The sequence below is a fragment of the Streptomyces sp. NPDC047117 genome (assembly GCF_040643545.1).
Lineage (GTDB): Bacteria > Actinomycetota > Actinomycetes > Streptomycetales > Streptomycetaceae > Streptomyces.
In genome coordinates this window covers 229,982-243,226 of record NZ_JBEYUN010000012.1, presented here as the reverse complement: position 1 = coordinate 243,226, position 13,245 = coordinate 229,982, and the positions used below count along the sequence as shown (strand labels likewise).

At 72.9% G+C, this 13,245-nt stretch carries 10 protein-coding genes; 4 read left to right on the top strand and 6 right to left on the bottom strand.

Features of this window, described 5'->3' with window-relative positions:
* Window positions 1-69 precede the first annotated feature (69 nt).
* The 5 genes from ABZ840_RS23980 to ABZ840_RS23960 form a co-directional block, all read right to left on the bottom strand.
* The gene (locus ABZ840_RS23980; RefSeq protein WP_361562155.1) at window positions 70-1,200 is read right to left on the bottom strand and encodes an enolase C-terminal domain-like protein; all 1,131 of its coding nucleotides are present in this window, start codon (window positions 1,198-1,200) and stop codon (window positions 70-72) included.
* The gene (locus tag ABZ840_RS23975; RefSeq protein ID WP_361562188.1) at window positions 1,197-3,020 is read right to left on the bottom strand and encodes a thiamine pyrophosphate-requiring protein; all 1,824 of its coding nucleotides are present in this window, start codon (window positions 3,018-3,020) and stop codon (window positions 1,197-1,199) included. Before ABZ840_RS23975 ends, ABZ840_RS23980 begins: the two co-directional genes overlap by 4 nt.
* Window positions 3,021-3,038: 18 nt before the next feature.
* Window positions 3,039-6,086: an FAD-binding and (Fe-S)-binding domain-containing protein gene (locus tag ABZ840_RS23970; RefSeq protein ID WP_361562187.1), complete on the bottom strand. Its 3,048-nt coding sequence runs from the start codon at window positions 6,084-6,086 to the stop codon at window positions 3,039-3,041.
* Between the two features lie 134 nt (window positions 6,087-6,220).
* Complete coding sequence (locus ABZ840_RS23965; protein ID WP_361562154.1) at window positions 6,221-6,778, bottom strand: hemerythrin domain-containing protein; 558 nt, start codon at window positions 6,776-6,778, stop codon at window positions 6,221-6,223.
* 316 nt (window positions 6,779-7,094) lie between these two features.
* Window positions 7,095-7,529, bottom strand: coding sequence for a DUF2267 domain-containing protein (locus ABZ840_RS23960; protein WP_361562153.1), 435 nt, complete (start codon window positions 7,527-7,529; stop codon window positions 7,095-7,097).
* 118 nt (window positions 7,530-7,647) lie between these two features.
* Here ABZ840_RS23960 and ABZ840_RS23955 point away from each other — a divergent pair, with 118 nt between their 5' ends.
* The 4 genes from ABZ840_RS23955 (at window position 7,648) to ABZ840_RS23940 (ending at window position 12,138) form a co-directional block, all read left to right on the top strand.
* Window positions 7,648-9,192, top strand: a complete 1,545-nt coding sequence (locus ABZ840_RS23955; protein ID WP_361562152.1) for an FAD-dependent oxidoreductase — start codon at window positions 7,648-7,650, stop codon at window positions 9,190-9,192.
* A gap of 79 nt (window positions 9,193-9,271) precedes the next feature.
* Window positions 9,272-10,312 carry an SDR family oxidoreductase gene (locus tag ABZ840_RS23950; RefSeq protein WP_361562151.1) on the top strand — a complete coding sequence of 347 codons (1,041 nt, stop codon included), beginning with the start codon at window positions 9,272-9,274 and terminating at the stop codon, window positions 10,310-10,312.
* Between the two features lie 191 nt (window positions 10,313-10,503).
* Entirely contained in the window at window positions 10,504-10,917 is a 414-nt protein-coding gene (locus tag ABZ840_RS23945; protein WP_361562150.1) for a DUF2795 domain-containing protein, read from the top strand.
* Between the two features lie 243 nt (window positions 10,918-11,160).
* Complete coding sequence (locus ABZ840_RS23940; RefSeq protein WP_361562149.1) at window positions 11,161-12,138, top strand: Ku protein; 978 nt, start codon at window positions 11,161-11,163, stop codon at window positions 12,136-12,138.
* Between the two features lie 18 nt (window positions 12,139-12,156).
* On the opposite strand, the gene ABZ840_RS23935 is transcribed toward ABZ840_RS23940, so the two are convergent.
* The gene (locus tag ABZ840_RS23935; protein ID WP_361562148.1) at window positions 12,157-13,083 is read right to left on the bottom strand and encodes an SDR family oxidoreductase; all 927 of its coding nucleotides are present in this window, start codon (window positions 13,081-13,083) and stop codon (window positions 12,157-12,159) included.
* Between the last annotated feature and the right edge of the window lie 162 nt (window positions 13,084-13,245).

Genomic DNA, 13,245 nt, shown 5'->3' with positions numbered 1-13,245 from the left:
CCGCTCGAACCAGCGGTACGCCTCAACTGTCCTGCCCTGCCGGTGTTCCGCCGGGGTGGAGGGGAGCTGTCAGTGGGTGCGGTACTTCTCGGCGAGGTCGGCGCGGAGCGTGAGCCCGTGTCCGGGCGCTCCGTCGGCGCCGGGCCGGATGCTGCCGCCGGCCGGGTCCAGGGCGCCGTCGAAGAGCAGGTTCTCGATGCGTACGTGGTCGTGGAACCACTCCAGGTGCCGCAGGTTGGGCACGGCGGCGGCCGCGTGCGCGTGGACGTGCGGCGCGCAGTGGCCGGAGATCTCCAGGCCCGCGGCCTCGGCGAGGGCCGCGGCGCGCAGCCACACGGTGAGGCCGCCGCAGCGCGTGGCGTCGGCCTGGAGGCAGTCCACCGCGTCCGCGCGGAGCATGTGATGGAAGTACGGCAGGGTGTAGCCGTACTCCCCCGCGGTGACGTCGGCGGTGACGGCTCCACGGACCTGGGCGAGGCCGGTGAGGTCGTCGGAGGAGACGGGCTCCTCGAACCAGGTGACGCCCTGCTGCGCGAGATGGGTGGCCATCCGGACCGCCTGCTTGCGGGAGTAGCCGCCGTTGGCGTCTACGTAGAGGTCGGTGGTGTCGCCGATGGTGCGGCGGGCCGCGGTGACGCGCTCGGCGTCGCGCCGGGTGGCGCTCCCCCACGACTCGCCGATCTTGATCTTGACGCGGGGGATGTCCTGTTCCGCGACCCAGTGCCGCAGCTGCCGCTCCTGCTGCCCCGCGTCGTACGTGGTGAAGCCGCCGCTGCCGTACACCGGTACGTCGGCCCGGCACGCGCCGAGCAGCCGTACCAGCGGCAGGTCCAGCAGCCGGGCCTTGAGGTCCCACAGCGCGAGGTCGACGGCCGAGATCGCACCGGCGACGAGGCCGGGCCGGCCGGCGTTGCGGACGGCCCGGTTCATCGCTTCGTTGGCGCCCGGCACGTCGAGGGCGCACCGGCCGGTCACCACGTCGGCCAGCTGATCGGTGACGACCTGGGCGGTGGCGGGAGCGCCGTAGGTCCAGCCGAAGCCGGTGGTGGTGCCGGACCGCACGGTGACCAGGACCAGCGTCGTGGCGTCCCAGGTGAGGGTCCCGTCGCCCTCCGGGGCGTCGGTCGGGACGGTGTGGACCGCCGTCCCGACCGACGCCACCGGGGGTTCGGCTCCCCCTTCGTGCTCGGCGGTGTTCACTCGTTCCGGCCGCCCTCGGCGCCGGGCCGGTCCTCGCGGTGCCGCTTGCCGGGCAGCATCTCCTGGACCTTGGCCTTGAGGCCCTGCTTGATCACGTCGGCGCGGTCGCTGTCGCCCTTGAGGACGGCGGTCGCGGCGGCCTCGATCTGCTCGAAGCTCGCGTGCGGCGGGATCGGCGGCACGGCCGGGTCGGTGCGGAAGTCGATGACGAACGGGCGGTCGGCGGAGAGGGCCTGGCGCCACGCCGATTCCACGTCGCCGGGCTTCTCGACGCGGACGCCGCCGAGCCCGATGGAGCGGGCGAAGTCGGCGTACGGCACGTCCGGGATGTGCTGCGAGGGCTCGAACTGCGGGGCGCCGGACATCGCGCGCATCTCCCAGGTGACCTGGTTGAGGTCCTGGTTGTTCAGGACGGCGACGATGAGCCGCGGGTCGGACCACCGGTGCCAGTACTTGGCCGCGGTGATCAGCTCGGCCATGCCGTTCATCTGCATCGCGCCGTCGCCGACGAGGGCCAGCGTGGGCCGGTCGGGGTGGGCGAACTTGGCGCCGATGACGTACGGCACGCCGGGGCCCATGGTGGCCAGGGTGCCGGACAGCGAGCCGCGCATGGCACCGCGCATCCGCAGGTGGCGCGCGTACCAGTTGGCGGCGGAGCCGGAGTCGGCGGCGAGGATCACGTCGTTGGGCAGCAGCTGGTCCAGCGCGTGCACGACGTACTCGGGGTTGACCGGGTCCGCGTCCACGGCGGCGCGCCGCTGCATGACCTCCCACCAGCGCTTGGTGTTCTTCTCGATCTTCTTGCGCCAGTCGCCGTGCTTCTTCCGCTTCAGCTGCGGCAGCAGCGCCCGCAGGGTCTCCTTGGCATCGCCCACGAGGTTGACCTCGAAGGGATAGCGCATGCCGACCATGTGCGGGTCGATGTCGATGTTGACCGCGCGCGCCTGGTCCAGTTCGGGCATGAACTGGGTGTACGGGAAGCTGGAGCCGATGACGACGAGGGTGTCGCACTCCATCATCAGCTCGTAGGACGGCCGGGTGCCGAGCAGGCCGATGGCACCGGTGACGTACGGCAGGTCGTCCGGCAGCGCGTCCTTGCCCAGCAGCGCCTTGGCGACGCCGGCGCCGGTGACGTCGGCCAGCTCCTCGACCTCGGCGCGGGCGCCGCGCGCGCCCTGCCCGATGAGGATCGCGACCTTCTCGCCCTCGTTGATGACCTCGGCGGCGTCGGCGATCGCGGGCTTGGCGGGCAGCGGCGCGTAATCGGCCATACCCAGGCTGGAGGGCACCATCTTGAACGCGTGCTTCGGCGGGGTGTAGTCCAGCTCCTGCACGTCGGCGGGGATGATGACCGCGGTGACGGTGCGCCGGGCGATGGCGGTGCGCATGGCCCGGTCGATGACGTTGGGCAGCTGCTCGGGGACGTTCACCGTCTCGCAGAAGTCGGAGGCGACGTCCTTGTAGAGGCTCGCGAGGTCGACCTCCTGCTGGTAGGAGCCGCCCATGGCGCTGCGGTTGGTCTGGCCGACGAGGGCGACGACGGGTACGTGGTCGAGCTTGGCGTCGTAGAGGCCGTTGAGCAGGTGGATGGCGCCGGGCCCGGAGGTCGCGGCGCAGACGCCGACCCGGCCGGAGAACTTGGCGTACCCCACGGCCTCGAACGCGGCCATCTCCTCGTGCCGCGCCTGGACGAACTCCGGCTTGTTGTCGGCCCTCCCCCAGGCGGCCAGCAGGCCGTTGATGCCGTCACCCGCGTAGCTGAAGACGTGGTCGACGTCCCACTCGCGCAGCCGCTGCAGGATGTAGTCGGACACCTTGATCGACACTTGGCTTACCTCTCACTTTCCGATGGGTGACGTGCGGTGCGGGCGGCGGGCCGTCCGGAGGGCGACGGCGGCCGCGGCGCCGGCGGCGGCCAGCGCGCCCGCGGTGAGCAGCCGGCCGTCGCGGGTGCTGACGGCGGGCCGCTGGGCGAGTGCTTCGGGCCGGGTGGCCGGCAGCGGCCCGTCGAGGCCGAGCGCGAGGGCCTCGGCGAGGTGCAGCGCGCGCCGCCCGGTACCGCCCTGCTCGATCTGGGTACGGCAGCTGAACCCGTCGGCGAGGACGATGTCGCTGGGCGCCGCGTCCCGGACGGCGGGCAGTACGCCCAGTTCCCCGACCTTCATCGACAGGTCGTGGTGGCCGCGCTCGAAGCCGAAGTTGCCGGCCAGTCCGCAGCAGCCCTCGTCCAGCACCTCGGCCTGGATGCCCGCCCGGCGCATCAGCTCACGGTCGGCGTCGTCCTTGAGGACGGCGTGCTGGTGGCAGTGGGTCTGCACGGTGGCGTTGCGGGCCAGCCGGGGCGGCCGCCAGTCGCCGGGCGCGTGGTTGAGCAACTGCTCAGCGAAGGTGCGGAACTGCCCGGCGAGCCGCCGGACGTCCTCGTTCTCCGGCAGCAGTTCGGGCGCGTCGGCACGGAAGACGGCCGCGCAGGACGGTTCCAGCCCGATGACCGGCGTACCGGCCGCCAGCCAGGGCCGCAGGACCTCCAGGGTGCGGCCGAGGACGTGCTTGGCGGTGCGCAGCTGCCCGGTGGAGATCCAGGTCAGCCCGCAGCACACGGCCCGGGTGGGCACGGCGACACGGAAGCCCGCGTCCTCCAGCACGCGCACCGCGGACCTGGCGATGCCCGGGTGGAAGTACGTGCTGAAGGTGTCGGGCCAGAGGAGGACGGTGCGCGGGTCGGCGGGGTCGGGTTCCGGTGTGTTGCGCGCCCGCCACCACTGCACGAACGACTCCTCGGCGAAGACCGGCGCGGCGCGCTCCGCCGCGACGCCGGCCGCGGCCTTGCCGAGCCGGCCGAGGCCGGGTGCGCCGAGTGCGGCGTTGACCAGCCGTGGGGCCGCGCGGGAGAGCCGGGCCCACAGCGGCAGCCAGCCCATGGAGTAGTGCGCCGCGGGCCGCAGCCGCCCTTCGTAGTGGTGGGCGAGGAACTCGGCCTTGTACGTGGCCATGTCGACGCCGACCGGGCAGTCGGACTTGCAGCCCTTGCAGGCCAGACAGAGGTCGAGGGCGTCCTTGACCTCGGTGGAGCGCCAGCCGTCGGTGACCGGCGAGTCGTGGTGCCCGCCGAGCATTTCGAACAGCAGCCGGGACCGGCCGCGGGTGGAGTGCTCCTCCTCGTTGGTCGCCCGGTACGAGGGGCACATCACGCCGCCGGAGTGGGTACGGCAGTTGCCGATGCCGACGCAGCGCATCACCGCGCGGGTGAAGGAGTGGTCGTCCTCCGGATAGCCGAAGTGCGTGGTGTGGCTCTCGGGGCGCCAGTCCGCGCCGAGCCGCAGGTTCTCGTCCACGCGGTGGGGCGCCACGACCTTGCCGGGGTTCATCCGGTCGTCGGGGTCGAACAGCGCCTTGAGCTCGCCGAACGCGGTGACCAGCCGCTCGCCGAACATCTTCGGCAGCAGCTCGCCGCGGGCCTGCCCGTCGCCGTGCTCGCCGGAGAGCGAGCCGCCGTAGGAGGCGACGAGGTCGGCGGCGCGGTGCAGGAACTCCCGGAAGGCGGCGACACCCTCGGCGGTCTTCAGCTCGAAGGGGATGCGCGTGTGCACGCAGCCCTGGCCGAAGTGCCCGTAGAGGGAGGGGTGGTCGTAGTCGAACTCCGCGAACAGTTGCTTGAGGTCGCGCAGATAGTCGCCGAGCCTGTCCGGCGGTACGGCTGAGTCCTCCCAGCCCTCCCAGGTCTCCCGGCCGTCCGGGGGCCGCGCGGTCACGCCGAGCCCGGCCTCGCGGGCCTTGAGCATCTTCTGCTCGCGCACGGGGTCGTCGGAGAACGCCACGTCCGGGTCGCCCTCGCCGCGGTTGATCGCATGCAGCAGGTCGCAGGCCTGCCCGTCGACGTCCTCCTGGTTGTCGCCGCTGAACTGCAGCAGCAGCCAGCTCTCGCCCTCGGGGAACCGTTCGAGGGAGTCCAGGAAGGCGTGCTCCTCGCGCATGAGCTGGGCCATCCGCCCGTCCAGCGCCTCCAGCTGGGTGGGGCGGCAGTGCCTCAGCAGCCGGGGCACGTCGTCGGCCGCGGCGCAGATGTCGTCGTACCCGAGGACCAGTATCGCCTCGGCGGCCGGTACCGGAACCAGCTCCAGCTCCGCGTGCAGGACGGTGACCAGGGTGCCTTCGCTGCCGGTCAGCGCGCGGGCGAGGTGGAACTCGTTCTCCGGCAGCAGCGCGTCGAGGTTGTAGCCGGAGACCCGGCGCGGGATGCGCGGGTAGCCGCGCCGGATGTCGGCCATGTAGCGGTCGGCGATGCGGCGCAGCCCCTGGTACAGCTCCCCTTTGCGGCCGCCGGCGGCGACGGTCTCCTCGAACTCCGCGTCGGTGGTGGCTCCGGCCCACATCCGGGTGCCGTCGTAGGTGAGCACTTCCAGGCGGCGCACGTTGTCGGCGGTCTTGCCGTACGCCTGTGCCGAGGCGCCGCAGGAGTTGTTGCCGATCATGCCGCCGAGCGCGCAGTGGCTGTGCGTGGACGGCTTGGGGCCGAACTTCAGGCCGTACTCCGCCAGCTTCCGGTTGAGGTCGTCCAGCACGATGCCCGGCTCGACGACGCAGGTACGGCGCTCGGGGTCGACCGAGACCAGGTGGTGGCAGTACTTCGTCCAGTCGATGACGACCGCGGTGTTGGTGCACTGGCCGCCCAGGCTGGTGCCGCCGCCCCGGGAGAGCACCGGCGCGCCGAACTCCGCGCAGACCGCGACCGCCGCCGCGCCCGCCCGCACGTTCCGGGGAGCGACCACGCCGATGGGCACCTGCCGGTAGTTCGAGCCGTCGGTGGCGTACGCGCCCCGGCTGCCCGCGTCGAACCGCACCTCCCCCTCGACCCGCTCGCGCAGCGCCCGTTCCAGCGCCACCATGTCCAGGTCCGCGCCGCCGGGCAGCGTGCTCTTGCGCTCGGTGAGCGCCGCCCGCTCCTCAGGGGCCATGGCCACCTCCTCGTCCGTCCCCGCCTCGCTACCGCCGTCGTTGCCGGGGCGCCCCCGGGCCGTGGCTACTTGCCGCGCCCGGTGACGAAGTCCCGCGCCCGGTCGACCAGCCCCGCTCCCGGGGCCAGCAGCTTGTTGGCGGGCGGGGTGCTGGGCGACTTGGGGTGCGGGCGGGTGGGCGCCGTCTTCTTCGCGCTGCGGATCTTCTCGCCGAGCGCGTCCAGCTCCTCCTGCGGGCAGGCGTCGCGCAGCTGCGGGAAGAGGTGGTTCTCCTCGTCCCTGAGGTGCGCGGTGACCTCGGTGCGCAGCTTGACGATCAGATGGCTGAAGTCGAGGTGTTCGGCCCCGGTCTTCTCCAGCTCCTTCAGCAGCGATTCGACCCGGCCGTGGTCGGCGATCTCCTTGTCGGCGAGCGCGTCGCCGCCCGGGACGTGCTTGCGCACGGCGGGATAGAGGTGCTGTTCCTCGGCCACGGAGTGCCGGACCAGCTCGATCGTCAGCTCGTCGGCCAGGCGCTTGCGCTCCTCCGACCCGGGTACGGCGCCCTCGATGCGTCCGAAGAGCTCGGTGACCTCTCGGTGGTCGGTGGTCAGTTCCTGGATGACGTCCCCGCCGTGCCCCATGAGTACTGCCACCTTTCGCCAGCGGCGCGACCGGTCCTTCCGGGCGCCCCCGGACGAGTTCCCGATAGCTCGGGGGCTTAACGCCGCAACTCGACCGTTCGGAAAGGATTGGGCCGAACAGGCCACTTCCGGCGCAAGACGGTGCGCCTCGGCACAAGGATGCGCGCCGGGCCGGCTCGACGGTTACCGGCCCGGCGCCTCCCATCCCATGGACCCCATGGCCCGGCGTCCGGGTCCCATGCCGCGCCGGGCTCAAACCTCCTCCTGCCGGAAATTCCCCGGTACCGGCAGGTAGGGGCGGTGCGGGTGGGGTGCGTCAGACGGTGGGGGTCAGGTCGGCGCGGCCGAAGAGCAGGGCGTATCCGCGGGGCAGCTGCGCCAGCACCCGCTCCAGCAGCTCTGCACCGAGGTGGACGCCGACGGCGGTGAGGACGGTGCTGGCGTCCCAGCGCGCTGTCGCGTGCGTGGCGCCCTCCGTGCGGGCCGCCACCCGGTCCACGAACGCGCTGGCGGTCCGGCGCCGCTCGTCCCGCACCGCCCCCGCGACGATCGCGGCGGTCTCGGGCGGCAGGGCGCCGAGGAACGCGCTGCGCTCCTCGCCGGTGAGCTGTCCCGCGAAGGCCGCCAGTACCTCCCGGACCGCCCGCTCGGCCTCCACCGTGGTCCGGTAGCGCCCCGAAGTACGCACCGCCGCGAGCAGGTCGCCGCCCATGCTGCCGCCCTTCTCCGCTTCCCCTCCATCGTCCGGCACCGGGCGGAACCCGCAACACCGGGCACGTGCCCCGCACGCCCCGTCCCCGCCCCTCCGTACGGGCGCATCACCGGCCCGGCAGGCTTCGGTCCCGGCCGGGAGGGGCACCCGTCCCCGCATGTTCCACACTTCAGACCTTCCCGGCATCGACGAGTCGTACTGGATGGCCAGCGCGGACACCACGTCGTACGTTCCGCTGACCGAGGACACCGACGCCGACGTGACGGTGATCGGGGGCGGCATCGCGGGGCTCTGCACGGCGTGGGAGCTGTCGAGAGCGGGCCGGCGTGTCGTCGTCCTCGAAGCGGACCGGATCGCCGCGGGCGTCACCGGCTACACCACGGCCAAACTCTCGTCACTGCACACCCTGGTCTACGACCGGCTGCGCCGCACCCGCGGCAGCGGCGCCGCGCTGCAGTACGCCGTCTCGCAGCAGGGTGCGGTCGAACGGGTCGCCGAGGTCGCGCAGGAGCTGGGCATCGACTGCGAGCTGGAACGGTTTCCCGCTTTCACCTACGTCCGCGATCCGGCCGGCACCGACCAGCTGCGCGCCGAGGCCGACGCGGCGCGGGAGGCGGGCCTGCCCGCCTCGTACGTGACCAAGACGGAGCTGCCGTTCGACGTGGCCGGTGCCGTGCGGGTGGAGGACCAGCTCCTCTTCCACCCCCGCAAGTACCTGCTGGCGCTCGCCGAGGACCTGCGGAGGCACGGCGGCGCGGTGTACGAGCGCACGCGCGCCACCGGGCTGCACGAGGGCTCGCCGTGCCGGGTGACCACCGAGACCGGCGCGACGGTGACCTCCCGCGAGGTGGTCGTCGCCACCCACTACCCGGTGTTCGACCGGGCCCTGCTGTTCACCCGGCTGGCGCCGCGCCGGGAGCTGGTGGTGGCCGCCCCCATCGAGGCCGACCGGGACATCGGCGGGATGTACATCACCGAGGAGGAGGGGAAGCGCTCGGTGCGCACCGCCCCCTACGGCGACGACCGCCGGCTGCTGGTCGTCACCGGCGAGACCTTCACCCCGGGCACCGGCGACACCATCGAGCGGTTCAAGAAGCTCGCCGACTGGACGGTGCGGAACTTCCCCGGCACCGAGATCGCCTACCGGTGGGCGGCCCAGGACAACGACTCCACCGACACGGTGCCGCTGGTCGGGCCCTTCCACCCCGGCGCCCGGCACACCTACGTGGCGACCGGCTTCGGGGGCTGGGGGCTGAGCGGCGGCGTGATGGCGGGTCGCCTGATCGCCGGGCTGATCACCGGGGACCCGCCGCCGTGGACCGGGCTGTACGACCCGCGGCGGCTGTGGGGACCGGTCCGCGAGGCGCCCGCGTTCCTCAGCCACCAGGCGAAGGTCGGCAAGCACTTCATCGGCGACCGGCTGCACACCACGCACGTCGACTCCGTCGCGGACATCCCGCCGGGCACCGGCGCGGTGGTCCGGGTCGGCGGGCAGCGCGCGGCGGTGTACCGGGACGAGGAGGGCACCGTGCAGGCGGTGTCGGCCCGCTGCACCCACCTGGGCTGTCTGGTCGCCTTCAACGCGGCGGAGACGGCGTGGGAGTGCCCCTGCCACGGCTCCCGCTTCGGCACGGAGGGCACGGTGCTGCAGGGTCCGGCGCTGCACCCGCTGGAGCAGCTGGACGTCGGCTCCGACGTGTAACGGACGGCGCGCGGGGAACCCAGCACGGGCACCGTCCGTCCGCCTCGCCGGCCTCGTGCATGGAGAGAGGAAACAGCTGATGAGCAGTGCTTCCCAGCGGCGGGTCGTGGTGACCGGCGCCACCGGTAACGTCGGTACCAGTGTGGTCCGTGTGCTGAGCGAGGACCCGGGGATCGACGAGGTCCACTGCATCGCGCGCCGGATGCCGCGCAGCTCGCCGGAGAAGACCACCTGGACCGCGGCCGACATCGCGGACGAGGAGTACGACCTCGCCGCCGACTTCGCCGGCGCGTCCGCCGTGGTGCACCTCGCGTGGGCCTTCCAGCCGACCCACCGCCCGCCGGAGACCTGGCGCACCAATGTGCTCGGCAGCATGCGGGTCTTCGAAGCCGCGGCCACGGCCGGGGTGCCCGCGCTGGTCCACGCCTCGTCGGTCGGCGCCTACTCCCCCGGCCCGAAGGACCACAAGGTGGCCGAGGACTGGCCGACCCACGGCTGGCCGGACGCCGCGTACTGCCGCGAGAAGGCGTATCTGGAGCGGGTCCTGGACGGCTTCGAGCGCGCCCACCCCGACATGCGGGTGGTCCGCATGCGCCCGGGGTTCCTCTTCAAGGAGGAGTCGGCGTCCGAGCAGCGGCGCATCTTCGGCGGCATCGCGACACCCGCGCAGGTCGGCAAGCTGGCCCGGCCCGGACTGCTGCCGTTCCTGCCGGACATCCCGGGGCTGCGCTTCCAGGTGCTGCACACCGACGACGCGGCCCGCGCCTACCGGCTGGCCGTCCTCGGCGAGGCCCGCGGCGCCTTCAACCTCGCGGCCGAGCCGCCGGTGGACATGGCCTTCCTCGCCCGGCTGCTGAAGGCCCGTACGGTACGGATGCCCGCGGCGGCCGCCCGCGCCGCGCTCGGCGCCGGCTGGCGGCTGCGGCTGGTGGGCGCCTCGCCGCACCTCTTCGACGCGGTACTGGGGCTGCCGTTGATGGACTGCCGCCGGGCGCGCGAGGAGCTGGGCTGGCGGCCGGAACGCACCGCGACCGAGGCGGTCGACGCGCTGCTCAGCGGCCTGCGCAACGCGAGCGGAGCGCCCACGCCACCGCTGGCGACCCGGCCGAAGACCGCCTGACGGGCAGGGTGCGCGGGACCGCTCTCGGGGTCACTGCGCCGTTGGGCCGAACTTGATCGTTCACGAGTTTTCCGGGGCGGGGTGGCGGGCACTCCGGGAGCGCCGCGGGCCGGTCACCGCGCCACCGTGCGCGGGCAGCGGACGGTCCCGGCGGCACGCAGCCCATCAGCACCGAACCTCTGGAGGAAGACATGGCCGACAAGGGGAGCGGGCCGGACAGCCCGCTGCGCGACGACGAGGCGAAGAAGCGCCTGGAGGGCGAGCTGCGGGCCAATCGTGGCATCCGGATGGAGGAGGACCACGAGCCCGAGCCCGCGGGCGAGGACCAGCCCGCCGTACGGCGCTCCCCCGAAGGGGCCTTCGAAGGCGGCACACCGCCGGGCATGACCGGGGACGACGTGGAGATCCGCTCGGACCTGGCCCGCCACCTCGACCCCGGCATCTACCCGGCCGACCGGGCCACGGTGCTGGAGTCGCTGCGCGGGAACAACGCGCCCGACAGCGTCCTGGCGCGGGCCGAGAACCTCCCCGGCGGGCAGCCGTTCGCCAACGTCCAGGACATCGCCCGGGCGCTCGGCCTGGGCGTCGAGGAACGGCGGACCTGACACAGGCCGGCGATCACCGCGCGCCCACCGCCGCGGCCGCCTTTCCCGGGCAGGAGTGCGCCGGGCCGGATCTCCCTTCCGGCCCGGCGCTTTCCCTCTCCCATGGGCCGGCCGCTCGGCCGGGATGCCGAGTGCCACACTCCCCCGCGCCCCAAACCACCGCCCCCGGACCGCCGTACGGCGCACGCCGGGATGCGGCCGCCGCCCGTACGGGGTGCGATGGGGCGGAGGAGGTGGCGATACGTGGCACACGCGGTCTGGTCCGGTGCGCTCTCGTTCGGGCTGGTCGCCCTGCCGGTGCAGCTGGTGACCGCGACGGAGAGCCACACGGTCCACTTCCACCAGCTGGAGCGCGGCACCTCCGACCGGGTGCGCAACAAACGCGTCAACGAACGCACCGGCAAGGAAGTACGGTACGACGACATCGTCAAGGGCTGGGACGCCGGGGACGAGTACGTGCTCGTCGAGCCGGACGAGCTGGACGAGATCGCGCCGGGCCGGTCCAAGTCGCTGGAGATCTCCGGGTTCGTCGACCTCGACGCGGTGGAGCCGATCTACTTCGACAAGACGTACTACCTCGCGCCGAAGAGCAAGGAGTACGCCAAGGTCTACGGCCTGCTGCGGGAGGCACTGGCGAAGGCCAACAAGGCGGGCATCGCCACCTTCGTGATGCGCAACCGCGAGTACCTCGTCGCCGTGAAGGCCGAGGACGACATCCTGGCCCTGCACACACTGCACTGGGCCGACGAGGTGCGCGACCCGCACGAGGAACTGCCGACGCTGCCGGGGCGTGCCGCACCCGACAAGAAGGAGCTGGACACCGCGGTGGCGCTGGTCGACGCGCTGACCGTCGAGTGGGACCCGTCGGAGTACCGGGACACGTACCAGGAGAAGGTGCGCCGGCTCATCGAGGCCAAGCGCACCGGCGAGTCCGTGGAGAAGGCCGAGCCCGCTCCGGAGCCGACCAACGTCATCGACCTGCGCGAGGCCCTCCAGGCCAGCGTGGACCGCGCGAAGGACCGCCGGAAGTCCGGCGGGAAGGCGAAGTCCGACGGGAAGCAGGGGTCCGGCCCGGATCTCGACGGGCTCACCAAGGCCGAGCTGTACCGGCGGGCCACCGACGCCGGCGTACCCGGCCGCTCGTCCATGAGCCGGGACGAACTGATCGAGGCCCTCTCCGGCAGCGGCTCGAAGAACCGCCGCCGGAAGAAAGCCTCCTGACGGGGCGTCAACACGACGTCACGGCAACGGTGTACCGCCGGTGGCGTTCACGATCTCCGCGGTGATGAACCCGGCGTGCTCGGACGCGAGGAACACATAGGCCGGCGCCATCTCGGCGGGCTGGGCCGGCCGGCCCAGCGGCGCCTGCTTGCCGAACTCCGCGGTGTCCGGCAGCGTCGCCGGGATCAGCGGCGTCCACACCGGGCCCGGCGCCACCGCGTTCACACGGATGCCGTCGGGGGCGAGCATCTGCGCGAGCCCCTGCGTGAAGGTGACGATGGCGCCCTTGGTCGTCGCGTAGTCCAGCAGGTGCGGACTGGGCTTGTACGCCTGCACCGACGTGGTGTTGATGATGGAGCCGCCCTTGGGCATGTGCGGCAGCGACATCTTCGACAGCCAGAACATCCCGTACAGGTTGGTGCGCAGCACGCGGTCGAACTGCTCGGTGCTGATGGCCTGGATGCCGTCCGGCTGGGACATCTGGTACGCCGCGTTGTTGACCAGGATGTCGATGCGGCCGAACTCCGCGACGGTCCGCTCGACCAGCTGCCGGCACGCGGACTCCTCACGGATGTCGCAGGCGACGGCGACCGCCTTGCGTCCCGCCTCCTGCACCAGCCGTGCGGTCTCCCGGGCCTCGTCGGCCTCCTCGGGCAGGTGGGTGAAGACCACATCGGCGCCCTCGCGCGCGAACGCCAGCGCCACCGCGCGGCCGATGCCGGAGTCGCCGCCGGTCAGCAGCGCCTTGCGGTCCGTCAGCAGCCCGCTGCCGCGGTAGGACTCCTCGCCGTGGTCGGGAGGTGGGTCCATCGGCCCCGTCCAGCCCGGGTGCTCCTGGTCCTGCTGCGGGAAGTCCGGCTGCGGGTGCTTGTCCCTGGGGTTTCGCGGCTGTCCGCTCGCGGCGCCGTTCCCCGTGTCGTGGTGGTCCCGGTGTTGCGCGGCCACTGATGCCTCCTGTTCCGCGTTGACCGTGTGCGTGGTCAGCCGCCCCCTCCGGCCGCTCCACGGGTCCCCCGCCCGACGGGCCTCAACCCATCATCGGGGCGCGCGACAGGATCGGCGACCGGGCGTCACCCGGGACACCGGGCGGAACCCGAGACCGACGGG